General features: G+C 71.8%; 22 protein-coding genes. 17 read left to right on the top strand and 5 right to left on the bottom strand.

Annotated elements, in window-relative coordinates; translation table 11 throughout:
* Positions 1-22: 22 nt before the first annotated feature.
* From ACIQWG_RS08230 to ACIQWG_RS08210, 5 genes are all read left to right on the top strand, one after another.
* Positions 23-262 carry a hypothetical protein gene (locus ACIQWG_RS08230; RefSeq protein ID WP_404091935.1) on the top strand — a complete coding sequence of 80 codons (240 nt, stop codon included), beginning with the start codon at positions 23-25 and terminating at the stop codon, positions 260-262.
* 37 nt (positions 263-299) lie between these two features.
* Positions 300-1643, top strand: coding sequence for an NYN domain-containing protein (locus ACIQWG_RS08225; protein ID WP_404091933.1), 1344 nt, complete (start codon positions 300-302; stop codon positions 1641-1643).
* Positions 1644-1854: 211 nt separating this feature from the next.
* Positions 1855-2889, top strand: a complete 1035-nt coding sequence (locus ACIQWG_RS08220; RefSeq protein WP_404091931.1) for an NlpC/P60 family protein — start codon at positions 1855-1857, stop codon at positions 2887-2889.
* A gap of 241 nt (positions 2890-3130) precedes the next feature.
* Complete coding sequence (locus ACIQWG_RS08215; RefSeq protein ID WP_404091929.1) at positions 3131-4153, top strand: NlpC/P60 family protein; 1023 nt, start codon at positions 3131-3133, stop codon at positions 4151-4153.
* Positions 4154-4185: 32 nt separating this feature from the next.
* The gene (locus ACIQWG_RS08210; protein ID WP_404091927.1) at positions 4186-5379 is read left to right on the top strand and encodes a hypothetical protein; all 1194 of its coding nucleotides are present in this window, start codon (positions 4186-4188) and stop codon (positions 5377-5379) included.
* A gap of 17 nt (positions 5380-5396) precedes the next feature.
* On the opposite strand, the gene ACIQWG_RS08205 is transcribed toward ACIQWG_RS08210, so the two are convergent.
* Complete coding sequence (locus ACIQWG_RS08205) at positions 5397-6632, bottom strand: glycosyltransferase 87 family protein (RefSeq protein WP_404091924.1); 1236 nt, start codon at positions 6630-6632, stop codon at positions 5397-5399.
* 118 nt (positions 6633-6750) lie between these two features.
* Between ACIQWG_RS08205 and ACIQWG_RS08200 the strand changes: the two genes are divergently transcribed.
* On the top strand, positions 6751-7893 hold the full coding sequence (locus ACIQWG_RS08200) for a glycosyltransferase family 4 protein (protein WP_404091923.1): 1143 nt from the start codon (positions 6751-6753) through the stop codon (positions 7891-7893).
* A gap of 84 nt (positions 7894-7977) precedes the next feature.
* Here ACIQWG_RS08200 and ACIQWG_RS08195 read toward each other — a convergent pair whose 3' ends face one another.
* Complete coding sequence (locus ACIQWG_RS08195; protein ID WP_404091921.1) at positions 7978-9774, bottom strand: AMP-dependent synthetase/ligase; 1797 nt, start codon at positions 9772-9774, stop codon at positions 7978-7980.
* A 296-nt stretch (positions 9775-10070) separates the two neighbouring features.
* On the opposite strand from ACIQWG_RS08195, the gene ACIQWG_RS08190 reads away from it, so the two are divergent.
* From ACIQWG_RS08190 to ACIQWG_RS08165, 6 genes are all read left to right on the top strand, one after another.
* Positions 10071-10868: a metallophosphoesterase gene (locus ACIQWG_RS08190; protein WP_404091919.1), complete on the top strand. Its 798-nt coding sequence runs from the start codon at positions 10071-10073 to the stop codon at positions 10866-10868.
* Between the two features lie 143 nt (positions 10869-11011).
* Complete coding sequence (locus tag ACIQWG_RS08185; protein WP_404091918.1) at positions 11012-11452, top strand: SRPBCC family protein; 441 nt, start codon at positions 11012-11014, stop codon at positions 11450-11452.
* A 79-nt stretch (positions 11453-11531) separates the two neighbouring features.
* A complete protein-coding gene (locus ACIQWG_RS08180) occupies positions 11532-12710 on the top strand; it encodes an ArsA family ATPase (protein ID WP_404091916.1) in 1179 nt (392 codons plus the stop codon).
* A 57-nt stretch (positions 12711-12767) separates the two neighbouring features.
* On the top strand, positions 12768-13274 hold the full coding sequence (locus tag ACIQWG_RS08175) for a DUF5304 domain-containing protein (RefSeq protein ID WP_404091915.1): 507 nt from the start codon (positions 12768-12770) through the stop codon (positions 13272-13274).
* Between the two features lie 123 nt (positions 13275-13397).
* Positions 13398-14351, top strand: coding sequence for an ROK family glucokinase (locus ACIQWG_RS08170; protein WP_383417090.1), 954 nt, complete (start codon positions 13398-13400; stop codon positions 14349-14351).
* A gap of 127 nt (positions 14352-14478) precedes the next feature.
* Positions 14479-15225: an endonuclease/exonuclease/phosphatase family protein gene (locus tag ACIQWG_RS08165; protein WP_404091912.1), complete on the top strand. Its 747-nt coding sequence runs from the start codon at positions 14479-14481 to the stop codon at positions 15223-15225.
* On the opposite strand, the gene ACIQWG_RS08160 is transcribed toward ACIQWG_RS08165, so the two are convergent.
* On the bottom strand, positions 15222-15878 hold the full coding sequence (locus ACIQWG_RS08160; protein WP_404091910.1) for a hypothetical protein: 657 nt from the start codon (positions 15876-15878) through the stop codon (positions 15222-15224). The genes ACIQWG_RS08165 and ACIQWG_RS08160 overlap by 4 nt on opposite strands.
* Positions 15871-16650 carry an alpha/beta hydrolase gene (locus ACIQWG_RS08155; RefSeq protein ID WP_404091907.1) on the bottom strand — a complete coding sequence of 260 codons (780 nt, stop codon included), beginning with the start codon at positions 16648-16650 and terminating at the stop codon, positions 15871-15873. Before ACIQWG_RS08155 ends, ACIQWG_RS08160 begins: the two co-directional genes overlap by 8 nt.
* A 206-nt stretch (positions 16651-16856) precedes the next feature.
* Between ACIQWG_RS08155 and ACIQWG_RS08150 the strand changes: the two genes are divergently transcribed.
* The 5 genes from ACIQWG_RS08150 (at position 16857) to ACIQWG_RS08130 (ending at position 21777) form a co-directional block, all read left to right on the top strand.
* Positions 16857-17573, top strand: coding sequence for a lysophospholipid acyltransferase family protein (locus tag ACIQWG_RS08150; RefSeq protein WP_404091906.1), 717 nt, complete (start codon positions 16857-16859; stop codon positions 17571-17573).
* A gap of 38 nt (positions 17574-17611) precedes the next feature.
* Complete coding sequence (gene macS / locus ACIQWG_RS08145) at positions 17612-18841, top strand: MacS family sensor histidine kinase (protein WP_404091903.1); 1230 nt, start codon at positions 17612-17614, stop codon at positions 18839-18841.
* Positions 18838-19530, top strand: a complete 693-nt coding sequence (locus ACIQWG_RS08140; protein WP_404091901.1) for a response regulator — start codon at positions 18838-18840, stop codon at positions 19528-19530. Before macS ends, ACIQWG_RS08140 begins: the two co-directional genes overlap by 4 nt.
* A gap of 137 nt (positions 19531-19667) precedes the next feature.
* On the top strand, positions 19668-20696 hold the full coding sequence (locus tag ACIQWG_RS08135; RefSeq protein ID WP_404091898.1) for a 6-phosphofructokinase: 1029 nt from the start codon (positions 19668-19670) through the stop codon (positions 20694-20696).
* Positions 20697-20781: 85 nt separating this feature from the next.
* Complete coding sequence (locus ACIQWG_RS08130) at positions 20782-21777, top strand: 2-hydroxyacid dehydrogenase (protein WP_404091896.1); 996 nt, start codon at positions 20782-20784, stop codon at positions 21775-21777.
* On the opposite strand, the gene ACIQWG_RS08125 is transcribed toward ACIQWG_RS08130, so the two are convergent.
* On the bottom strand, positions 21729-23609 hold the full coding sequence (locus ACIQWG_RS08125) for an anthranilate synthase family protein (RefSeq protein WP_404091893.1): 1881 nt from the start codon (positions 23607-23609) through the stop codon (positions 21729-21731). The genes ACIQWG_RS08130 and ACIQWG_RS08125 overlap by 49 nt on opposite strands.
* Between the last annotated feature and the right edge of the window lie 78 nt (positions 23610-23687).

The raw sequence follows: 23687 nt of genomic DNA, 5'->3' as shown, positions 1-23687 counted from the left end.
GGAAGAAAAGAGCGCAGTCACGATGACGGTTCCCCTCCCGACCGACACGACGCGGTGGCGCTGCACGCTCTGCGGCAACCTCACGCGTTTCGACGTGACGCGCTCGTCCAAGGTCGTGGAGTACGTCCATCTCGATCTGGCCGGTGAGCCGAAGATCGAGGAGCGTGAGGTGCTCAGTGAGACGATCGAGTCGGTGCGCTGCCGCTGGTGCAACGCGGTCGACAAGGTGGAACTCGTGGACAGGCCGGGCGCCGACTCCTGAGGGGAGCCGGTCCCGCACAGGCATTGGGGTGTGACGGATGGTGGAGACACAAGGCGGGGGGCCGGACGACGGCGCCGCTGAGGTGCTCGACCGTCCGCTGCCCGACGGTGTGCGGCGCAAGGTCGTACAGATCGTGTCCGACGGCTTCGGCGGGCTGACCGTCGGCGAACTGCCCGCACAGCTTCGGCAGTACGCCAGATTCGCGCCGAACCGGCGGGCCAAGTTCGCCGGCAACGCGATGGCCGCCGCGCTGGAGACCGATCCGCTGTTCCGCCAGCGCATCGGCGAGAAGCTCAGAGAGGTCCAGCCGGAGCTCACCGGCGCCCTCGACTCAGGCTCTGCGCCCCCGGCCGCGGACCCGCTCGACGTGGCGGCCGCGGCCTATGTTCTGCGGCCCACCGGTTGGGTCAAGCTCGTCACCGCGGCCGGCGAGGAGGCTCAGCGCGCCGACGCCGAGCGTGCCGACGAGGAGAGCCGGGCCGAGCTGGAGCGGCTGCGCGAGGAGCTCGCCCAGGCTCGCGAGCACACCCGGCACGAGACCGAGCGGCTGCGCGTCGAGCTGGACGCGGCCAAGAAGGAAGCCGAATCGCTTCACCGCAAGCTGCGCTCCGCGCTCAGCGACGTCAAGCGCGGCGAGGCCGCCCTGCGCAAGGTCCAGGGCGAGATCGAGAGCGTACGGGCCGAGGGGCACACCCAGGTGTCCGCGGCCGAGAGCGAGACCCGGCGGCTCAAGGCGCGGCTCAGCGAGGCCGAGGCGGCCCTGGAGGCCACCCGCAGGGCGGCGCGCGAGGGGCGCAGCGTCGAGGACATGCGGGTACGGCTGCTCCTCGACACCCTGCTGGACGCCGCCCAAGGGCTGCGCCGGGAGCTGGCGTTGCCGCCGGTCTCGGTTCGGCCCGCCGAGACCGTGGACGCGGTCGAACCGGGACGAATGACCCCGAAGGACATCGCCGCGCGGGCTCTGTCCGAGAACGACCCCGCGATCCTCGACCAGCTACTCGCCCTGCCGCAGGCGCACTTGGTGGTCGACGGCTACAACGTCACCAAGACGGGTTATCCGCAGATGCCGCTGGAGAAGCAGCGCCTGCGGCTGCTCGGCCAGCTCTCCCAGCTCGCCGCGCAGACCGGCGCCGAGGTGACCTGTGTCTTCGACGGGGCCGAACTGGCCGCGCCGGTGCTGCTGGCCCCGCCGCGCGGGGTGCGGGTGCTGTTCTCCAAGCCCGGAGTGACCGCCGACGAGCTGATCCGCCAGCTGGTGCGCGCCGAGCCGCCGGGCCGTCCGGTCATCGTCGCCTCGACCGACCGCGAGGTCGCCGACGGGGTGGCGCGCGCCGGAGCGCGGCCGGTGGCTTCTGTGGTGCTTCTGAAGCGCCTGTCCTGAATAGGTCAACGTACAGGCGCATTGCCCGAATTGGACCGGTCGTCACGCAACGTAGCGTCAAGCGCGCGTCACCGCATGTGAGTTGTGTGTAAAGAATGACGTGTGTGACGAGATTTTTCGTGTGAGGATTTGATCTGATCACAACCGGGTCACTAGGGTCGGGCGTCGAACCTCCGAGCGGGTGATCACTCACAAGAAGGGTTTCACCTCAGTGGCGTCCCACCGTCGACCCAAGCAGCCGAGCCGAGCACGCGTGACCGTGCTGACCACCGCGGCGGCTGCTGCCGTGGCCATCAGTGCGCAGGCGGCCAACGCGGCCCCCAGCGAGAAGCCGAGCAAGGACGAGGTCAAGGCCAAGGTCGACAAGCTCTACGAGCAGGCCGAGCAGGCCACCGAGAAGTACAACGGGGCCAAGGAGAAGCAGGAGAAGCTCCAGAAGGAGATCTCCACCATCCAGGACAACGTGGCCCGCGGTCAGGAAGACCTGAACGAGCTGCGCGACTCCATGGGCCTGGCCGCCGCCGCCCAGTACCGCACCGGCAGCATCGACTCCTCCGTCCAGCTGTTCCTGTCGTCCGATCCGGACGACTACCTGGACAAGGCGTCCACGATGGACCAGCTGAGCGCCCAGCAGGTCGACCAGCTCAAGAAGGTCCAGGACAAGCAGCGCGAGCTGTCCCAGCAGCGCTCCGAGGCCGCCGAGAAGCTCAAGGACCTCTCTTCCACCCGCACCGAGCTGGGCAAGAAGAAGAAGCAGGTCCAGGGCAAGCTCGCCGAGGCCCAGAAGCTCCTGAACTCCCTGACGGCCGCCGAGAAGGCCGCCCTCGCCGCCGAGGAGCAGCGCGCCAGCCGCTCCGCCGCCGACCGTGTCGACCTCGGCAACACCGGGGCCGCCTCCGGCCGCGCCATGGCCGCCTTCCAGGCCGCCCAGAGCGTCATCGGCTCGCCCTACGTCTACGGCGCCTCCGGCCCGTCCTCCTTCGACTGCTCGGGCCTGACCTCCTGGGCCTTCGCCCAGGCCAGCGTCGCTATCCCGCGCACCTCGCAGGCCCAGGCCAACTACGGCACGCGCATCTACAGCCAGTCAGAGCTCAAGGTCGGCGACCTGGTCATCTTCTACAACGACCAGCACCACGTCGGCTTCTACGCGGGCAACGGCCAGGTCCTGCACGCGCCGCGCACCGGCACGGTCGTGCGCTACGAGTCGATCAACAACATGCCGTTCCAGTTCGGCGTCCGCATCTGACCCCGGCCGAACGCCCGCAAGATCAACACAGGGTGCCGCCCGAACGAGCGAATTCCGGCACCGCCGCCTGACCCCACGCCCCGCCGATGACCTGCGTCAGAGGCGGGGCGTCACTTTGCGTGCCCACGGCGGTCGTTGGTCGCCGCCCCCGCACGGAGCTACTGTCTGCCGCGTTTCCCCGTCGCCCCCGTCGGCGGCCCGGGGAAGGTCCTTGTCGTCAGCGGAAGGAGCGCGGCTTCCCGTGGGGTCCCATCGTCGCCTTGCATCGCCCGGGTTCGACCGGGGCGCCAACGCAGCGCTCTGCGTCATGTCGGCCGCCGCCGCGGCCCTCGGGGTCACACCGGCCACGGCCGCGCCTCAGGACGACACCAGGGCCAAGGTGGACCGCCTCTACGAGGAGGCCGAGAAGGCCACCGAGGCCTACAACAAGGCCGACGAGCGCGCCGAGGGGCTGCGTGAGCAGGTGCGCCGGGCGCAGGACCGGATCGCCCGTCAGCAGGAGGACATCAACTCCATGCGGGACGTGCTCGGTTCGCTGGCCGGCGCCCAGTACCGCTCCGGCGGGCTCGACCCCTCCCTGGCGCTGCTGCTCTCCGACGACCCGGAGGACTACCTCGACAAGGCCGCCGCGCTCGCCCGGATCACCGCGCACCAGGCCGGCGAGCTGAGGAAGCTCCAGGACGCCATGCGCGAACTCGCCCAGGAGCGCAGCGAGGCGGCCGGGAAGCTGGTCGAGCTGGAGAAGAGCCGCAAGGCCGTCGCCGTCCACAAGCGGACCGTCGAGCGCAAGCTCGCCGAGGCCCGCAGGCTCCTCAACTCCCTCGACGCCGGCGACCGTGCGGCCTACGACCGGGCCTCCCGCTCCGGGCGCTCCGCCATGGCGGGCTTCGAGGGCCTCGGGGGCGCCGTCCCGGCCTCGGGCCGCGCCGCGGCCGCCGTCGCCGCCGCCCAGGCCGCGCTGGGCAGGCCGTACGTCTGGGGCGCCAACGGGCCCTCCGGCTTCGACTGTTCGGGCCTGATCCAGTGGTCGTACGCGCAGGCCGGCGTCTCGCTGCCGCGCACCTCGCAGGGCCAGCGCCACGCCGGCCGGCAGGTCCCGCTCTCCCAGGCCCAGCCCGGCGACATCGTCACCTACCGCTCCGACGCCAGCCATGTCGGGATGTACATGGGCAACGGCCAGGTGATCCACGCGCCCTACCCGGGGGCGCCGGTGCGCTACGACCCGGTGGGCATGATCCCCGGGGCGACGGTCACCAGGGTCTGACCTCCGCGCCCTCGCCGCCGTACGATCGGGAAGTGGCTGGTCGAAGGCGGGCGTCGGGAACGCGAGTCGTCGTGGCGCTCTGTCTGCTGCTCGTCTCTCTGGTGGGCTGCGGCGGGCGGCCCACGAGCGACGGCGCCAGGACCGACGTACAGCGCCTCCTGGACCACCGGGCCGCCGCGGTGGTGGACCACGACGAGGCGGCGTATCTGCGTACCGGCGCGCGGGACCGGTTCGACAACCTGCGCGCGGTGCCCCTCGCCGACTGGTCGTACCGGCTCACCGGACTGAGCCGCACCGGCGACACCGCACGCGCCGACGCCGAGCTCCGCTACCGCGTCCAGGGCTACGACCGGGCTCCCGTCCGGGTCGGCCGCACCCTGGACCTGGAGCTGGACGCGTCCGGCCACTGGTACGTCGAGTCGGAGCGGCCCGCGAAGGGCTCCGCCGAGCAGCTGTGGGACCAGGGCGAGGTGAGCGTCGTACGGGGCGAGCACAGCCTCGTCCTCGGCGTCGGGCAGTCCACCGGCCGGCTGCGGTCGTTCGCGCGGCTGGCCGACCACGCGGTGCCGGCCGTGTCCCAGGCCTGGGGCTCGAACTGGTCCCGGCATGTCGTCGTCCTCGTGCCGAGGTCACTGAACGGCATGGCCGGGCTGCTCGGGGCGCCCGAGTCCTCCTACCGCGGGATCGCCGCGGTCACCACCGGCGAGACCGGCGCCCGGGCCGGCGCCCCCGCGGACCGGATCATCCTCAACCCCGACGCGTACGGCGTGCTCGGCGACACCGGCAAGCAGGTCGTGCTCACCCACGAGACCACCCATGTCGCCACCCGCGCCCACACCGCCCCCGCCACCCCGCTGTGGCTCTCCGAGGGGTACGCCGACTGGGTCGGCTACCTCGGCAGCGGCCGCTCCCCGTCCCAGGCGGCCCCCGAACTGGGCCGCGCGGTCGCCGAGGACCGCACACCCGAGGGCCTCCCGGCCGACGCCGACTTCGAGTTCGCGGGCGACGCCACCCGGCTGGCCCGGGCCTACGAGGGCGGCTGGATGGCCTGCCGCATGATCGCCGACCGCTGGGGAGAGGTCAGACTCGCCGAGTTCTACCGCTCCGTCGGCGCCCACGACCGCCGGGCGGGCGCGGTCGAGGCCGCCCTGGAGGACGTACTGGGGACATCGCTGGAGAAGTTCACGGCGGAGTGGCGGGAGTACCTGCGGGCTCAGCTCGTCTGATCCGGCGGCTGCCGGCGTCAGGAGGGCAGGGACGTTTCCCTCGCGCGGGCCGGCTGAGCGGGTACGGGCGTGGGGGCCGGACGGGCGGCCGTCGTGCGCCAGAGTTCGCGGGCGGCGAGGAGGGTGGCCGCGACCAGCAGGCCGTTGCGCAGGAACAGCAGGGTCACGCCGAGGCCGTCGCTCGCGACGACATGCGAGAAGTAGACGGGGAACTCCAGGACCGTCACCAGCGATGCCGCGAGGACCAGGGAGACCGGCAGCCGCATCCGGCTCTCCCGGAAGCACAGGCACACCGCGGCGAGGCCGACCAGCCACACCAGGTACTGCGGGCTGATGACCCGGCTCGTCGTCGTGAACATCAGCACCCCCACGAAGGCCGCGTCCGCGAGCGTGCGCGCCTCGAACCGCCTCGCCCGCAGCCGCCACAGCAGCAGCCAGCCGAAGGCGAGCCCGCTCAGGACCAGGGCGGCCGAGCTGACCACGTCGACATACGGGCCGAGGAACTCCACCGAGCCGTAGTTCAGCAGCACCTGGCCGTCCCAGCCGTACTGCCGGGCCACATGGAAGACCAGCGCGCCCAGCGACTCCACCTCGGTGCCCCGGTCCCGCTGGAAGGTCAGGAAGGCGAAGGCACCGGGCATGGTGAAGGCGAACACCGCCGACAGGGCGCCGGCGGTCAGCGCCGCCCAGCCCCAGGCGGCGCGCCCACGAGCCGCCAGCAGGAGCAGCACCGGCCACACCTTGAGCATCGCGCCGAAGGCGGCCAGCGAGCCCATCAGCCGGGGACGACGGGCACCCGCGAGCAGCGCGGCCACGGCGACGGCGGTGACCATCACGTCGTAGCGCGCGTACACGGTCGGTCCGAGCAGCGGTACGCCCGCCACCCACACCCAGGCCCCGCGCACGCTGCGGCCGGGGCGCAGGCCCGCGTACAGCAGGAGGAGCAGCACCGCCAGGTCGGCGGTGAAGGCCAGCACGAAGAAGGCGGACGGGTAGTCCAGCCAGAACACCAGCGCCGGGGAGAGTATCGGCAGGGCCGCGGCCGGCGGGTACTGCCAGGTGACGTCGTTCAGCGGGAACGTGCCGGTGCGCAGCACGTCGTACCAGCCCTGGTAGATCACCGACACGTCGCTGGTCACGTCCGGGCCGGGAAAGACGTACACCTTGAACACGAAGAGCAGGAGGATCACCCTGGTCAGGGCCCAGATCGCGAGAAGCCGCGCCAGGGACCGCCGCGTGCCCGTCGTCTCCACCAGATCCCCTGCCGCTCGCTTCCCGCCTGAGTGGACATGATGTCGTGTCCGGCTGTGAGCGGGCCACACACGCGGCCGGGCCCCGCTGTGAACAGCGCCTTCGATAAGGTCGGCGGCGATGCACAAGACCCTGATCGTGACCAACGACTTCCCGCCCCGCCCCGGCGGCATCCAGGCGTTCCTGCACAACATGGCGCTGCGGCTGGACCCGGAGCGGCTGGTCGTCTACGCCTCCACCTGGAAGCGGAGCCGCGAGGGCGTGGAGGCCACCGCCGCCTTCGACGCCGAGCAGCCCTTCACGGTCGTACGGGACCGTACGACGATGCTGCTGCCGACGCCCGGGGCGACCCGGCGCGCGGTCGGGCTGCTGCGCGAACACGGCTGTACGTCGGTGTGGTTCGGGGCCGCCGCCCCGCTCGGCCTGATGGCGCCCGCGCTGCGCAAGGCGGGCGCCGAGCGCCTCGTGGCCACGACCCACGGCCACGAGGCGGGGTGGGCCCAGCTGCCCGCGGCCCGGCAACTGCTGGGGCGGATCGGGGAGTCGACGGACACGATCACCTACCTGGGCGAGTACACGCGCTCGCGGATCGCGACCGCGCTGACGCCGGACGCGGCCTCGCGGATGGTGCAGCTGCCGCCGGGCGTCGACGAGAAGACCTTCCATCCCGGGTCGGGCGGCGACGAGGTCCGGGCGCGGCTGGGGCTGACGGACCGGCCGGTGGTCGTGTGTGTGTCCCGGCTGGTGCGCCGCAAGGGGCAGGACACCCTGATCCTGGCCATGCCCCGCATCCTGGCCGCCGAGCCGGACGCGGTGCTGCTGATCGTCGGGGGCGGCCCGTACGACAAGGACCTCCGCAGGCTGGCCCGCGAGACGGGCGTCGCGGACTCCGTCCACTTCACCGGCCCCGTCCCCTGGTCCGAACTGCCCGCCCACTACGGCGCCGGCGACGTCTTCGCCATGCCGTGCCGCACCCGCCGCGGCGGCCTGGACGTGGAGGGCCTCGGCATCGTCTACCTGGAGGCCTCGGCGACGGGCCTGCCGGTGGTCGCGGGCGACTCGGGGGGCGCGCCGGACGCCGTCCTGGACGGCGAGACGGGCTGGGTGGTGCGGGGCGGCTCCCCGGAGGAGGCGGCCGACCGCATCACCGCACTCCTCGGCGACCCGGAGCTGCGCCGCCGGATGGGGGAGCGGGGCAGGGAGTGGGTCGAGGAGAAGTGGCGCTGGGACCTGCTGGCGGAGAAGCTCCAGACGCTGCTGTAGGGCGACGCCCGCGCGGATCGCCCGCCGGACGCACGAGGGCGCGGGTCCTCGTGGAGGACACCGCGCCATCAGCGGGCAGGTCGGCTACTTGGCGTAGATCGCCTCGATCTCGTCCGCGTAGTCCTTCGCCACGACGTTGCGCTTGAGCTTGAGCGACGGCGTCAGATGACCCGAGTCCTCCGTGAACTGGGCGGGCAGAACACGGAACTTCCGCACCGATTCCGCCTTCGACACCGCGGCGTTGCCGTCGTCGATCGCCGACTGGATCGCGGCCAGCAGGTCCGTGTCCTCGCGCAGCGACGCCGCGGTGGAGCCGGCCGGCTTGCCGTGGTCGGCGCACCAGCGCTCCAGGAACTCCTCGTCCACGGTGACCAGCGCGCCCACGAACGGCCGGCCGTCGCCGACGACCATGCACTCGGCGACCAGCGCGTGCGCCCGGATACGGTCCTCGATCACGGCCGGAGCGACGTTCTTGCCGCCCGCGGTGACGATGATCTCCTTCTTGCGGCCGGTGATCCGGAGGTAGCCGTCCTCGTCGAGGGTGCCGATGTCACCGGTGTGGAACCAGCCGTCCTGGAGCGCCTCTTCGGTCGCGCCCGGGTTGTTCCAGTACTCCTTGAACAGGTGCTCGCCGTGCAGCAGCACCTCCCCGTCGTCCGCGATCCGCACCACGGAACCCGGCAGCGGCTGACCGACCGTGCCGATCTTCTGCCGGTCCCAGGGGTTGAACGCGGTCGCCGCGCAGGACTCGGTCAGACCGTAGCCCTCCAGGACCGTGAAGCCGATGCCGCGGAAGAAGTGCCCGAGCCGCTCGCCGAGCGGGGCGCCGCCGGAGATGGCGTACTCGCCCTTGCCGCCGAGGACCGCGCGCAGCTTGCTGTAGACCAGCTTGTCGAAGACCTTGTGCTTGATCTTCAGGCCGACGGCCGGGCCGGACGGGGTGTCCAGCGCCTTGCTGTAGGCGATCGCCGTGTCCGCGGCCTTGTCGAAGATCTTGCCCTTGCCGTCGGCCTGCGCCTTGGCGCGCGCCGAGTTGTAGACCTTCTCGAAGACCCGCGGCACGCCCAGGATCAGCGTGGGACGGAACGCGGCCAGCTCGTCGGTGAGGTTCGCGATGTCCGGTACGGTGCCCAGCTTGATCGGCGCCATCATCGGCGCGACCTGCACGAGGCGGCCGAAGACGTGGGCCAGCGGCAGGAAGAGCAGGACCGAGCACTCGCCGGTGCGGAAGAGCGGCCGCAGCCGCTCCACGATGTTGCCGCACTCCGCGAAGAAGCTGCGGTGCGTCAGCACACAGCCCTTGGGGCGGCCCGTCGTGCCGGACGTGTAGACGATGGTGGCCGGGTCGTCGGCCTTCGCCAGCGAGCTGCGCTCCTCGACCGTGGCGTCGCTGATGTCCTGCCCGAGCCTGCCCAGCTCCTCGACACCGCCGGCCTCGATCTGCCACACGTGCTTGAGCGCGGGCAGCCGGTCACGCACCGACTCGACGGCCGCGGTGTGCCCGTCCAGCTCCGTGATCATGGCGGTCGCGCCCGAGTCGCCGAGGATCCACTGCACCTGCTCCGGCGAGCTGGTCTCGTAGACCGGCACGGTGACCGCGCCCGCCGACCAGATCGCGAAGTCGAGCAGGGTCCACTCGTAGCGGGTGCGGGACATCAGGCCGACCCGGTCGCCCGGCTGCACGCCGGCGGCGACGAGTCCCTTCGCGGCCGTGCGCACCTCGGCGAGGAACGCCGTGGCAGTCACGTCCTGCCAGGCACCGCCGACCTTGCGGGCGATGACGGCCACGTCCGGGTGCTGCGCGGCGTTTCTGCGGACGATGTCGGTCAGATTGCCGTCCGCAGGGACCTCGTACAAAGCCGGAAGGCTGAACTCGCGCAAGACTGCTGCTCCTCATAGGGCGCCGGCGCCACGACGTTGTGCGATGCGACGGTGCGGTCCAAGGCTCGGGCAGGTGCTCAGGGATTCACATGTTGAAATCCTGAGCACGACTGGACTGCCCGGACGTTACCCGCCGGTATGGCTTCTTCGACAGGGGGGTCCGGCGAGATGTTCGCCGCGTCACACGGATTGGTGTTTCTGCGCGCACAGTAGTCGAGCGCTCTGACGACTGGCCAGTAACCGTCGGTTCGGCCGCCACTGTTCACGTATGCCGCACACGCCTACCCTTGATCGCCATGGCACCGACACCGACGGGAAACCGCAGCACCCGCGTTCATGTGGTCAGCGACGTCCACGGCAACGCCCGCGACCTGGCCAGGGCCGGCGAGGGCGCCGACGCCCTGATCTGCCTCGGCGACCTGGTGCTCTTCCTGGACTACGCCGACCATTCGCGCGGCATCTTCCCCGACCTGTTCGGGGTGGAGAACGCCGACCGCATCGTGGAGCTGCGCACCGCCCGGCGCTTCGAGGAGGCACGTGAGTTCGGGGCGCGCCTGTGGGCCGGGGTCGGCTCGGACCGGCGCGGGGTGATCGAGAAGGCGGTGCGCAAGCAGTACGCCGAGTTGTTCGCGGCGTTCCCGACACCGACGTACGCCACCTACGGCAATGTCGACATACCGCCTCTGTGGCCGGAATACGCCGGGCCCGGCACGACCGTGCTGGACGGGGAGCGGGTCGAGATCGGCGGCTGGACCTTCGGCTTCGTGGGCGGCGGGCTGCGCACCCCGATGCGTACGCCGTACGAGATCAGCGACGAGGAGTACGCGGCGAAGATCGAGGCCGTCGGCGAGGTGGACGTGCTGTGCACGCACATTCCGCCGGAGGTCCCGGAACTCGTGTACGACACGGTCGCGCGGCGCTTCGAGCGGGGGAGCAGGGCACTGTTGGAGGCGATCCGCCGGACCCGTCCCCGTTACTCCCTGTTCGGCCATGTCCATCAGCCGCTGGTCCGGCGGATGCGGATCGGGGCGACGGAGTGCGTGAACGTCGGGCATTTCGCCGGGTCGGGCAAGCCGTGGGCGCTGGAATGGTGAGCGATCGCGGAGGCGGCGCGCGCTTTCGCGACGGGGGCGCAGGTGGGGGTGAACTGGGCCGGTCGGGCGCGCGGTAGCCTTCACGCTGCGCACGCGTGCGCACCACGACTTCCTACCGGCCCGCATCTGGAGGAGCCACGGCGATGGCGGAACACACCAGCTCGAGCATCACGATCGAGGCGGCACCGGCCGACGTGATGGGGGTGATCGCCGACTTCGCCCGCTACCCGGACTGGACCGGCGAGGTGAAGGAGGCGGAGGTCCTCGCGGCCGACGACCAGGGCCGCGCCGAGCAGGTCCGCCTGGTCATGGACGCCGGGGCGATCAAGGACGACCAGGTGCTCGCCTACACCTGGACCGGCCCGCACGAGGTCTCCTGGACCCTGGTGAAGTCCCAGATGCTGCGCTCCCTGGACGGCTCGTACATCCTCAAGCCGGCCGGCGCGGGGTCGACCGAGGTCACCTACCGGCTGACGGTGGACGTCAAGATCCCGATGCTCGGCATGATCAAGCGCAAGGCCGAGAAGGTCATCATCGACCGGGCGCTGGCGGGGCTGAAGAAGCGGGTGGAGTCGGAGAGGTAGGGGTTCGCTCCCGGGTGCGTGGGGTACGCGGTTGCGACCGTCCAGCCACCTGCTCCGACGTCCGTTACGGTTCAGCCCCATGCGCACCATCCTGATCACGGGCCCCGGCGGCAGCGGCCGTACCACTGTCGCCGCCGCCACCGCGCTCGCCGCCGCCCGTGCGGGCACCCGCACCCTCGTCCTCAGCGCCGACCGCACCGACACCCTGGGCGCGGCACTCGGCGCCCGCACCGGACCGGCCCCGACCCGGGTCGCCCAGAACCTCTCCGCCTGGCGCCCCGACGCCGCCACCGGCTTCCGGGACGACCTCGCCGCCTTCCAGGAACGCGCCACCACCGCCCTCGACCTCCTCGGCGCCTCCCGGCTCGACCCGGAGGAGGTCACCCCGCTCCCGGGCGCCGAGGAACTCGCGCTGCTGCGAGCCCTGCGGGACGCGGCCCTCGCCGAGGCCCACGACCTCCTCGTCGTCGATCTGCCCGCCACCCCGCACGCCCTCGCCCTGCTCTCCCTCCCCGAGGAACTGCGCCGCTATCTGCGCCGGCTGCTCCCGCCCGAACGGCAGGCGGCGCGTGCCCTGCGGCCCGTCCTGGGGAAGCTGGCCGGCGTCCCGATGCCCGCGGAGTGGCTGTACGAGACCGCCGCCCGCTGGGACGTCGAGCTCGCCGCGACCGAGGCCGTCGTCGCCGACCCCCACACCGTCGTACGGCTGGTCGCCGAACCCGGACCGGGCGGCGCCGACGCCGTGCGCGCCGCCGGCCTCGCCCTCGCCCTGCGTGGACTGCGGCCCGACGTGCTGATCGCCAACCGGGTGCTGCCGGAGCGGGAGGCGCCGGCCGGCAGCTGGCTCGCCGGGCCCGTCGTCCAGCAGCGCAAGGTCCTGGAGGAATGGCGGGAGGACGGTCACGACGTGCGGGGCGTCGCCCACCTCGGACGGGACCCGCGCGGCGCCGACGACCTCGAAGCGCTCGCCGTGCCCGCCGTCAACGCCACGTCCTCCACCGTCGAGTGGCCCGTCACCGACCGGCTCGCCGAGGAGGGCGTCCTCGTCTGGCACATCCCGCTGCCCGGCGCCGTACGCGACGAGCTCGACCTCATCCGGCGCGGCGACGAACTCGTGCTGGCCGCCGGGCAGTTCCGGCGTATCGTGCCGTTGCCGTCCGCCCTGCGCCGGTGCGCCGTGGACGGGGCCGCGCTGCGCGAGGGCGAGCTGCGGATCCGGTTCGCGCCGGATCCCGCTCTGTGGCCTCGGACCCGGTGAAGCAGGTACGCCCGTTCGGGTAACGTCGTAGAGACGAACCGTAGTCAGGAGTCCGTCATGAGCGAAGAGCTCCCCCCGTCCGACGCCACCGAGCCCGAGGCCGTCGACGAGGTACGGGCGACCGACGCCGACGCCTGGGCGACGGCGTGCGCCGAGGACCTCGCCGAGGAGAAGGCCCGCCGCCGCGCCGAGTACGGGACGCCGCCCGGCTCGGCCGCCGAAGAGCTGCGCAAGTTCGTCGACGCCGTGGCGGACAAGCTGTCCACGATCCAGTCCCCGCTGCTCGGCTCGGTCGCCGGCCCCGCCGCCCAGCAGGTGGTCAAGCAGGTCGTGCAGCAGGCCAAGGCCGCCGTCGACCCCGTCATCGACCGCAACCCGGACGTCTTCGACCACCTCGCGGCGGCCGGCAACGAACTCCTCGCCGCCTACCGCTCCGCGGTCCAGAACCAGGAACGGCGCTGGACGAGCGGCCCGAACGACACCCAGGAACTGGACGAACTCGACGACGACAAGCGCGACCCGGGTGAGGGCACCGGCCCCGGCCAGCGCATCGACCTCGACTGACGGAGCACCACGCGGAGCACGACCCCCTCTGCGAGCCGGTCCGCCGGGCGGACGACGGGAATCCCTCGGGAGGGCCTCGGGTACGGTTGGCCGTAGCGGGGCTCGACCGAAACTGAGGGATTCATGGGACTCACCATCGGCGTCGACATCGGCGGTACCAAGATCGCGGCCGGTGTGGTCGACGAGGAAGGCAACATCCTCTCGACCCACAAGGTGCCGACCCCGGGTACGCCCGACGGGATCGTGGACGCCATTGCCTCCGCCGTCGAGGGAGCACGGGCCGGGCACCAGATCGTCGGCGTGGGCATCGGCGCCGCCGGTTACGTGAACCGGCAGCGCTCCGAGGTCTACTTCGCGCCGAACATCGACTGGCGCAACGAGCCGCTGAAGGAGAAGGTCGAGGCCCGCGTCGGCCTCCCCGTCGTCGTGGAGAACGACGCCAACGCGGCCGCGTGGGGCGAGTACAAGTTCGGCGCCGGCAAGGGCCACCGCAACGTCATCTGCATCACGCTGGGCACCGGTCTCGGCGGCGGCATCATCATCGGCAACAAGCTGCGCCGCGGGCACTACGGCGTGGCCGCCGAGTTCGGCCACATCCGCATGGTGCCGGACGGCCTGCTGTGCGGCTGCGGCTCGCAGGGCTGCTGGGAGCAGTACGCCTCCGGCCGCGCCCTCGTGCGCTACGCCAAGCAGCGCGCCAACGCCACCCCGGAGAACGCCGAGATCCTGCTCGGCCTGGGCGACGGCAGCCCCGAGGGCATCGAGGGCAAGCACATCTCCATGGCCGCCCGCCAGGGCGACCCGGTCGCCGTCGACTCCTACCGCGAGCTGGCCCGCTGGGCCGGCGCCGGCCTCGCCGACCTGGCGTCCCTGTTCGACCCGTCCGCCTTCATCGTCGGCGGCGGCCTCTCGGACGAGGGCGAACTGGTCCTCGACCCCATCCGCAAGTCCTACAAGCGCTGGCTGGTGGGCGGCAACTGGCGTCCGGTGGCCGACGTCATCGCCGCCCAACTGGGCAACGAGGCGGGGCTGGTGGGCGCCGCGGACCTGGCCCGCGAGCCCGACCCGATCATGTAGCCGGCTTCTCGGTCCATAGGGCCTTTGCCGGCCCTCAGGGGCGCGGGGAACTGCGCGACCAGCCACAACGAACCGGCTGTCGCGCACCGGCCTCGCGCCCCGAGCCATCGGGCGTACATTGATCCACATGGCGCTGTTGCCCGAGTCCCAGACCGACCCCGACGGTTCCGCGGTCGTCCGCGTCCTCAGCTACAACATCCGCTCCATGCGCGACGACACAGCCGCCCTGGCCCGTGTCATCAGCGCCTGCGACCCCGATCTGGTCCTCATCCAGGAAGCCCCCCGCTTCTTCCGCTGGCGCAAGAAGCTCTCCCGCCTGGCCCGCGCGTCGAACCTGGTGATCCTCACCGGCGGTGCCACGGCCGCGGGCCCCGCGATCCTGTGCAACCTCCGGGCCACGGTGGAGTTCTCGGAGGACGTGCTGCTCCCGCTCACCCCCGGTCAGCACCGGCGCGGCTTCGCCACGGCGGTCGTCCGCTTCGGCGGCGCCCGCCTCGGCGTGCTCTGCTGCCACCTCTCGCTCCAGAAGGACGAGCGCTACGAACAGGCCGGCATGCTGCTCGACCGCCTCGCCGGCATGGGGGTGGAGCACGCGGTCGCCGGCGGCGACCTCAACGACCGCCCCACCGGCCGCACCTTCCGCCGCCTGGCCGGGGCCCTCCAGGACTGCTGGGCCACCGCACCCTGGGGCGACGAGTACACCTCGACCCCGCTCGACCCCCACCAGCGCATCGACGCGATCTTCGCCGCCGAGGGCGTCGAGGTGCTCGGCTGCGGAGTGCCCGTCGGGTATCCCGGCATCACCCAGACCGACCTGAGGGCGGCCACGGACCATCTTCCGGTCCTGGCCGCCCTCAGAATCCCGGCGTCCTAGACGACGGCTCCGCGCCCCGGATCGTCGTCGTCCTCGTCGTCCGTCTTCATCCGCATCACCAGCGTGGCGAACCCGCCCAGGAACCCGCCGATGCCGAGCGTGGCCAGCCACCAGGTCATGTCCCAGCCGAGCAGTACGGCGAGCAGCAGCAGGACCGGCCCGCCGATCACCGCGAGCCAGGCGAACTTGGCGGTCGGGTCGGCGGCGGGCAGCGGCGGCGGCTCCGGCGGGACGAAGTGGCCCTCGTCGTCGACGTCGAAGTCGTCCTCGGACGGTTCGGGCACGCTGTAGTCGCGGGGGCCACCGACGCCGGGCGCGAACGACACCGAGCTGCCGAGCGGCTTGGCAGGCTCGGCCTCGCCGGGCTCGTCCCGCTGCTCGGGCTGCTCGGCCCGCTCGCCGGTCTCGGTCTTCTCGGCCGTCGGACTCCTGTCCGTCCCGCCGCTCGTCTCGTCGTTCGCTCCGGAGTCCGGCAACGCCAGGTCCTCGATGGACTTGAACGGCTTCGCGCCCGGCGGGTCGGTCGGTTCGTCGCCGTAGCCGGCGACGATCGCGGCCCAGGCGGCGTCCTCGTCGAACGGGACGTGCTGCTCTTCCGGCTCGCGATCGTCGCGGTCCTCGCGCCTCTCGCGGTCGGAGTCGTGCTCAGCCACCTGCGGTCGTCCCTTCTCTGCCGACACCGGTCGCGACCCGGCCGATGAATCCGAGGCTCTCCTCGAAGATCCGGTCCGCGTCATGGTCCAACGTCGCCACGTGATAACTCTGTTCCAGCACGATCTCCGTTACGTCCGTGGAGGACACCCGGCTCAGGATCCGCGCGGAGTCCACGGGCGGCACGATGTGGTCCTGCCGACTGCGCAGAAGCAGCAGCGGCTGCGTGACCTGCGGCAGTTCGCCGTCGACCTGTCGGAAGAAGAGCCGCAGCGAGTGGGCCGAGTGCAGCGGCACCCGGTCGTACCCGATCTCGACACCGCCCTCCCTGGCGATGTCGCCGGCGATCCCCGGCACCGTACGGACGAAGTGGCGGGAGACCGGCAGGGTGTACGCGGCCGCTCCGTGCACCTTGATCGCCGGGTTGACGACCATGACGCCGGCGACTTCCGCGCCGTGCTTCGCGGCGAGCCGCAGGGCCAGCGCGCCGCCCATGGACAGCCCGGCGACGAAGACCCGCTCGCAGCGGTCGCGCAGGTTGCGCAGCTCGCGGTCCACCCCGGCGTACCAGTCCTGCCAGCCGGTGAGCCGCAGGTCCTCCCAGCGCGTGCCGTGCCCCGGCAGCAGCGGCAGCGAGACGGTGAGCCCGCGCTCGGCGAGATACTCCGCCCACGGGCGCAGCGACTGCGGGGAACCGGTGAAGCCGTGACAGAGGAGGACCCCGACCTCCCCGCCCTCGTGGCGGTACGGCTCGGCTCCAGGAAGGACCGGCACCTTACGGTCTCCTGTTCATGAGAGGGACGGCATGGACGGGTGCGACGAGATGAACCCACGCGGCGGAGCCGCCGATCGATACAGCAGGTGTCCTTCACCGTACGCGACCGCACTGACACCGACCAGGGCCGTCGGGCTCATTGACAGCGCTCCGGGTTAAGGTCTGAGCGACACAAACAGGAGGCACTCGGTTGTTGTACGGCGCGATGAAGGTGACCATCGGGGGACCGCTGAAGGTCGCCTTCAGGCCCTGGGTGGAGGGTCTGGAGAACGTTCCCGCCGAGGGCCCCGCGATCCTGGCGAGCAACCACCTCTCGTTCTCCGACTCGTTCTTCCTGCCCGCGGTCCTCGACCGCAAGGTGACCTTCATCGCGAAGGCCGAGTACTTCACCACCCCCGGCGTCAAGGGCAGATTGACGGCGGCCTTCTTCAAGGGCGTCGGTCAGCTGCCCGTGGACCGCTCCGGAGCGCGCGGCGCGGGTGAGGCCGCCGTCAAGAGCGGCCTCGACGTCCTGGAGCGCGGTGAGCTGTTCGGCATCTATCCCGAGGGCACCCGCTCGCCCGACGGCCGGCTCTACCGGGGCAAGCCCGGCGGCCTCGCGCGGGTCGCGCTCGCCAGTGGGGCGCCGGTGCTTCCGGTCGCCATGATCGACACGGAGAAGATCCAGCCGCCGGGGAAGGTCATGCCCAAGCTGATGCGCCCCGGCATCCGGATCGGCAAGCCCCTGGACTTCCGCCGGTACCAGGGGATGGAGCACGACAGGTTCGTGCTCCGCGCGGTGACCGACGAGGTCATGTACGAGATCATGAAGCTCTCCGGCCAGGAGTACGTCGACATGTACGCGACCGCCGCCAAGCGGCAGATCGCGGACGCGGCAAAGGCCGAGAAGGAACAGGCGAAGAAGGCCCAGCAGGAGAAGTAGCGGGCCGGGGGGCCCGATGACAAGGGGGGTGGGGGGCCGTGGCCGAGCGTGAGCGGGTCATGCGCATGTCCGTGGAGCAGCCGCTGTGGCGTGCGCTCACCGGATACCGGGTGCTGACGATGGTGTACGCGATCGGACTCTTCGTCAGCGCCTACGACGAGGTGGCCCGCCCCTGGGTGGCCGTCGCGTACTTCGCCGTACTGTCCGTGTGGACGCTGGCCACGCTGCCACGCGTCGCCAACGCCGCGAACTGCACCAAGCGTTTCCTGACGGCGGACCTCACCATCGCCCTGGCCGGGATCCTGCTCACCCGCATCGCCGAGTCACCGGAGCGGATCGATGCCGGGGCACCGACGCTGCCGTCGATATGGACCGCCGGCTCCGTGCTGGCGTTCGCGATCAAGGGCGGCTGGCGCTGGGCGGCCTTCGCCTCCACGCTGGTCGCCGCCGCCAACCTGGTCCACCGCTCCGGCGTACCGACCCGCGACACCGTCCACATGGTGCTGCTGGTCTGGATCGCCTCCATCGCGATCGGCTACGTCGTCGAGGTGGCCCGCGCCTCCGAGCGCACCCTCGCGCGCGCCCTGGAGATCGAGGCGGCGACCCGGGAACGCGAGCGCCTCGCCCGGGACATCCACGACAGCGTCCTCCAGGTGCTGGCGATGGTGCAGCGCCGTGGCGCCGTCATCGGTGGCGAGGCGGCCGAGCTGGGCCGGATGGCCGGCGAGCAGGAGGTGGCGCTGCGCACCCTGGTCTCGGGCGGGCTGGTGCCCGTCTCGCGGGTGTCGGAGGACGCCGCCGAGGGTGCCGTCGTACGGGCCGTGCGGGAGCCGGACGACGACTTTGGTCCCGTCGACGTCCGCGCGCTGCTCGCCCCCTACGCCGGTGCGAGCGTGAGCCTCGCCGAGCCGGGGGCGCCGGTGCCGCTGCCGGCGGTCGCCGCGCGCGAGCTGGCCGCCGCCGTGGGGGCCGCCCTGGACAACGTCCGCAGGCACGCGGGGGAGCACGCGCGCGCGTGGATCCTCGTCGAGGACGAGCCCGACGAGGTGATCGTCACCGTCCGGGACGACGGCCCCGGCATCCCCGAGGGCCGGCTCGCGCAGGCCGAGGGCGAGGGGCGGCTCGGAGTCGCTCTGTCGATCCGGGGACGACTGCGCGACCTCGGCGGCAGCGCCGAGCTGCTCTCGGTGCCCGGGCAGGGCACCGAGGTGGAACTGAAGGTACCGAAGGACAGCAGCGCTTCCCGGGGGAAGGCGGAGCAACGATGACGGACACCACGAGCGCCCAGCAGGACCCGATCAGGGTCATGGTCGTCGACGACCACCCCATGTGGCGCGACGCGGTCGCCCGCGACCTGACCGAGTCCGGCTTCGACGTGGTCGCCACGGCGGGCGACGGCGACCAGGCCGTACGCCGCGCCAAGGCCGCCGCCCCCGACGTCCTGGTGCTCGACCTCAACCTGCCCGCCAAGCCCGGCGTCCAGGTCTGCAAGGAACTCGTCGGCCACAACCCGGCGCTGCGCGTCCTGGTCCTGTCCGCGAGCGGCGAGCACGCCGATGTCCTGGAGGCCGTGAAGTCCGGCGCGACCGGCTATCTGCTGAAGTCGGCGTCCACGGAGGAACTGCTGGACGCGGTGCGCCGCACCGCCGTCGGCGACCCGGTGTTCACGCCCGGCCTGGCCGGTCTGGTCCTCGGCGAGTACCGCCGCCTCGCCTCCGAACCGGCGCCCGCCGCCCAGGACACCGACCAGCCGGGCGCCCCGCAGCTCACCGAACGTGAGACGGAAGTACTGCGGCTCGTCGCCAAGGGCCTGAGCTACAAGCAGATCGCCGAACGCCTGGTCATCTCCCACCGCACGGTCCAGAACCACGTCCAGAACACCCTCGGCAAGCTCCAGCTGCACAACCGGGTGGAGCTGGTGCGGTACGCGATCGAGCGCGGACTCGACGACGAGTGACCCACCGGCGTCGGCTTGACGCCGCGTAAACCGGACACCCGGCCATTCACCGGAATTGCCGGTACGACCCATCCCGCTGTGACCTGGCTCACCATTAGCGTGGCCTCACCAGGCAACCGCGGCGAAGGGACATTTCCATGCGGGTCGGAGTACTGACCGGAGGCGGCGACTGCCCCGGTCTCAACGCCGTCATCCGGGCCGTCGTCCGCAAGGGCGTCCAGGAGTACGGCTACGACTTCGTCGGCTTCCGGGACGGCTGGCGAGGTCCGCTCGAGAACGACACCGTCCGTCTCGACATCCCCGCCGTGCGCGGCATCCTGCCCCGCGGCGGCACCATCCTCGGCTCCTCGCGCACCAACCCCCTCAAGCAGGAGGACGGCATCCGGCGCATCAAGGAGAACCTCGCCAAGCAGGAGGTCGAGGCGCTCATCGCCATCGGCGGCGAGGACACCCTGGGCGTCGCCACCCGGCTGTCCGACGAGTACGGCGTGCCCTGCGTCGGTGTGCCGAAGACGATCGACAACGACCTGTCCGCCACCGACTACACCTTCGGTTTCGACACCGCCGTCGGCATCGCGACGGAGGCCATCGACCGGCTGCACACCACCGCCGAGTCCCATATGCGGGTCCTGGTCTGTGAGGTGATGGGCCGTCACGCCGGCTGGATCGCCATCCACTCCGGACTGGCCGGCGGCGCCAACGTCATCCTCATCCCCGAGCAGCGCTTCGACGTCGACAAGGTCTGCGCGTGGATCACCTCGCGCTTCAAGGCGTCGTACGCCCCGATCGTGGTCGTCGCCGAGGGCGCCATGCCCAAGGACGGCGACATGGTCCTCAAGGACCAGTCGCTGGACTCCTTCGGACATGTCCGGCTGTCCGGGGTCGGCGAGTGGCTGGCCAAGGAGATCGAGAAGCGCACCGGCAAGGAGGCCCGCACCACGGTCCTCGGGCACATCCAGCGCGGCGGCACCCCGAGCGCCTTCGACCGCTGGCTGGCCACCCGCTTCGGCCTGCACGCCATCGAGGCGGTCCGCGACCGTGACTTCGGCAAGATGGTCGCCCTGCGCGGCACGGACATCGTGCGCGTCCCGATCGCGGACGCCACGGCCAAGCTGAAGACGGTGGACCCGAAGCTGTACGAGGAGGTCGGGGTGTTCTTCGGCTGAGGTCCGGGCCCGCCTCGGCTCACCGGGCGCCCGGGAGGCCGTGGGCCGTATATTCGGCCCACGGCCCAGTGAAACGGGAGCAGCCTTGGAGATTCTCGCCTTCGGCGTTCAGGCGGACGAAAGGCCCCTGATCGAGCGGGCCTTCCAGGGCCACCACGACATCCGCTGCCTGGACGTCTTCCTCAACCGGGACACCGCTCCCATCGCCACCGGCCACGAGATCGTCTGCACGAGCGTCAACTGCGACCTCGGCGAGCACGTCCTCGGGACCCTCGCGGCTGGCGGCACCCGGATGGTCGCCCAGCGCTCCACCGGCTTCAACAACATCGACCTCAAGGTCGCCGGCCGCCTCGCCATGACCGTCGCCCGGGTCTCGTACTACTCGCCGTACTCCGTGGCCGAGTTCGCGTGGACCCTCGCCATGGCGGTGAACCGCCGTATCGTGCGCGCCTCCACGCGCACCCGCGACTTCGACTTCCGCCTCGACGGCCTGATGGGCCGCGACATGCACGGCCGGACCGCCGGGATCCTCGGCACCGGAAAGATCGGCGAGGCCTTCGCCCGCATCGCCCACGGCTTCGGTATGAAGCTGCTCGGCTGGGACGTCGCCGAGAACCCCGCCTGTATGCAGCTCGGCATGCGCTACGTCCCCAAGGAGCGCCTTCTCGCCGAGTCCGACCTGGTCAGCCTGCACGTCCCGCTGATGCCGGAGACCAGCCGGCTGATCGACGCGGACGCCCTGAGGGCGATGAAGGACGACGCGATCCTGGTCAACTCCAGCCGGGGCGGCCTCATCGACACCGCGGCCCTCGTCGCCGAGCTGCGCGAGGGCCGCTTCACCGGGGTCGGCCTCGATGTCTACGAGGCGGAGGCCGGGCTGTTCTTCCTCGACAAGTCCCTCCAGGCGATCGAGGACGACACCCTGGCCCGCCTTGTCACCTTCCCGAACGTCCTGGTCACCTCGCACCAGGCGTACTACACCGAGGACGCGGTCGGTCAGATCGTCGAGGCCACGCTGAAGAACGTCCTCGACTACACGGCGGGCCGCCGCTCCGAGAACGTGCTGGTGCCGCGCAACTGAGCCACCAGCTCGCGCACCACGGCGGCCCCGTTCAGCGTGAGGACCGACTCGGGGTGGAACTGCACACCGGCGAAGCCGGGCCCGCGCAGGGCATGCACCTCCCCGTTGTCCGCGCGGCTCACCTCGACGCCGTGCGCGGCGAGCTCCTGCCGGGCCTCGTCGTCGCAGCGCGCCACGAAACTGTTGTAGAAGCCGACCGTCTCCTGCCGCCCGAACAGGTCGATCGTGGTCTGCGCGCCCTGGTACGGCACTTCCTTGCGCACGATGTCCAGGCCCAGCTCGGCCGCGATCAGCTCATGGCCGAGGCAGACGCCGAGCACGCCGTGCCGGTGGCCGCCGACGACCTCGGCGGTGAGGTCGCGCAGGAAGCGCATCTTGGGGTCGGTCAGATCGGAGGGATCACCCGGCCCGGGGCCCAGCACGAGGGGCCCCTCGTGCGCGAGCACCGCGTCCCGCAGCCCGGGCTCGTCGTAGCGCCGGACGGACACCTCCAGGCCGCCGGCGCGCAGCACATGGGCGAGCATCGCCGTGAAGGTGTCCTCGCCGTCGACCATCAGGGCATGTCCGGCGAGCTCCGCCGACCGCTCCTGCATCCGCAGCCAGAACGGGGCCAGCGAGGCCCGGCGCCCGTCCAGCGCGGCACGCACGCGCGGGTCGTCGGCGAGACGTACGCGCGCGTGCTCCTCCCGCGGCCGACCCGGCCGTACGCCCAGGGCCGCCAGTACGCCCGCCGCCTTGGCGTGCGTCTCCGCGACCTCGCTCGCCGGGTCCGAGCCACGCACGAGGGTCGCGCCGACCGGCACCCGCAGCCCGCCGTCGGGGCCGATGTCGGCGGTACGGATCAGGATGGGGGAGTCGAGGGTCTGGGCCCCGCCGGAGTCGCGGCCGAGCAGGGCCAGCGCGCCCGCGTAGTACCCGCGCCCGCCGACCTCGTGCCGCTCGATCACCCGGCAGGCGTTCTGCACCGGTGAGCCGGTGACGGTCGCCGCGAACATGGTCTCCCGCAGGACCTCCCGCACATCCAGCGAGGACTTCCCGCGCAGCTCGTACTCGGTGTGCGCGAGGTGCGCCATCTCCTTGAGCCGGGGCCCGACCACGACCCCGCCCATGTCACCGACGGTGCACATCATCTTGAGCTCCTCGTCGACGACCATCGACAGCTCCTCGATCTCCTTGCCGTCGGCGAGGAAGCCGAGCAGATGCTCGGGCGTCGGGCCCTCGGCGGGATAGCGGTACGTCCCGCTGATCGGGTTCATCACGACGGTCCCGCCGGACATCCGGACGTGCACCTCCGGGCTGGCCCCGACCAGCGTCCGCTCCCCGGTGTGCACCACGAACGTCCAGTACGCGCCCCGCTCGCCCTCCAGCAGCCGCCGGAACAGCGCCAGCGCGTCGGCCCGCCCGAACCCCGGGATCTCCCCCTCGTACGTCCGCCGGATCACGAAGTTCGCGCCCTCGCCCCGCCCGATCTCCTCCCGCAGCACCCGCCCGACGATCTGCGCGTACTCCTCGTCGGCCACGTCGAAGGCGCCGTTCTCGACGCGCACGTCGTGTGACGGGAGCTGTTCCAGGGCCTCGGCGAGCGGGACGCCGTACGACTCCTCGGGGGTGAGCACCGCCAGGGGGGTGCCGTCGTCGCGGACGTCGAAGCCGCGCTCGCGGATCTGCCGGAAGGGGACGAGCGCCAGGCCCTCCTCGGGGAGGTCGGCGAGGCGGTCGCAGGTGGCGACCGGGCCGACGAGGACCTCGATCAGTTCCTGGTCGTGGCCCGGGGTGCGACGGCGCAGCAGGGCGAACGGGCGGGGATCGTCCAGCAAGCCGAGCAGGTTCATGGGTCCGTGCTCCTTCTCCGTGGATCTGTGGATGCGGTGGAGAGGAACGACCCCGGGAAACACCGAAGGCCGCCCCTC

The sequence above is a fragment of the Streptomyces sp. NPDC098781 genome (assembly GCF_044759995.1).
Taxonomy (GTDB): domain Bacteria; phylum Actinomycetota; class Actinomycetes; order Streptomycetales; family Streptomycetaceae; genus Streptomyces.
The sequence above is the reverse complement of the archived record's forward strand: the minus strand, read 5'-3'. Positions and strand labels throughout refer to the sequence as shown.

Coding starts and splice junctions, on each gene's coding strand:
- ACIQWG_RS08230 (WP_404091935.1), top strand. CDS start 23: ATGACGGTTCCCCTCCCGACCGACACGACGCGGTGGCGCTGCACGCTC.
- ACIQWG_RS08225 (WP_404091933.1), top strand. CDS start 300: ATGGTGGAGACACAAGGCGGGGGGCCGGACGACGGCGCCGCTGAGGTG.
- ACIQWG_RS08200 (WP_404091923.1), top strand. CDS start 6,751: ATGCACAAGACCCTGATCGTGACCAACGACTTCCCGCCCCGCCCCGGC.
- ACIQWG_RS08190 (WP_404091919.1), top strand. CDS start 10,071: ATGGCACCGACACCGACGGGAAACCGCAGCACCCGCGTTCATGTGGTC.
- ACIQWG_RS08185 (WP_404091918.1), top strand. CDS start 11,012: ATGGCGGAACACACCAGCTCGAGCATCACGATCGAGGCGGCACCGGCC.
- ACIQWG_RS08180 (WP_404091916.1), top strand. CDS start 11,532: ATGCGCACCATCCTGATCACGGGCCCCGGCGGCAGCGGCCGTACCACT.
- ACIQWG_RS08175 (WP_404091915.1), top strand. CDS start 12,768: ATGAGCGAAGAGCTCCCCCCGTCCGACGCCACCGAGCCCGAGGCCGTC.
- ACIQWG_RS08170 (WP_383417090.1), top strand. CDS start 13,398: ATGGGACTCACCATCGGCGTCGACATCGGCGGTACCAAGATCGCGGCC.
- ACIQWG_RS08165 (WP_404091912.1), top strand. CDS start 14,479: ATGGCGCTGTTGCCCGAGTCCCAGACCGACCCCGACGGTTCCGCGGTC.
- ACIQWG_RS08150 (WP_404091906.1), top strand. CDS start 16,857: ATGAAGGTGACCATCGGGGGACCGCTGAAGGTCGCCTTCAGGCCCTGG.
- ACIQWG_RS08140 (WP_404091901.1), top strand. CDS start 18,838: ATGACGGACACCACGAGCGCCCAGCAGGACCCGATCAGGGTCATGGTC.
- ACIQWG_RS08135 (WP_404091898.1), top strand. CDS start 19,668: ATGCGGGTCGGAGTACTGACCGGAGGCGGCGACTGCCCCGGTCTCAAC.
- ACIQWG_RS08125 (WP_404091893.1), bottom strand. CDS start 23,609: ATGAACCTGCTCGGCTTGCTGGACGATCCCCGCCCGTTCGCCCTGCTG.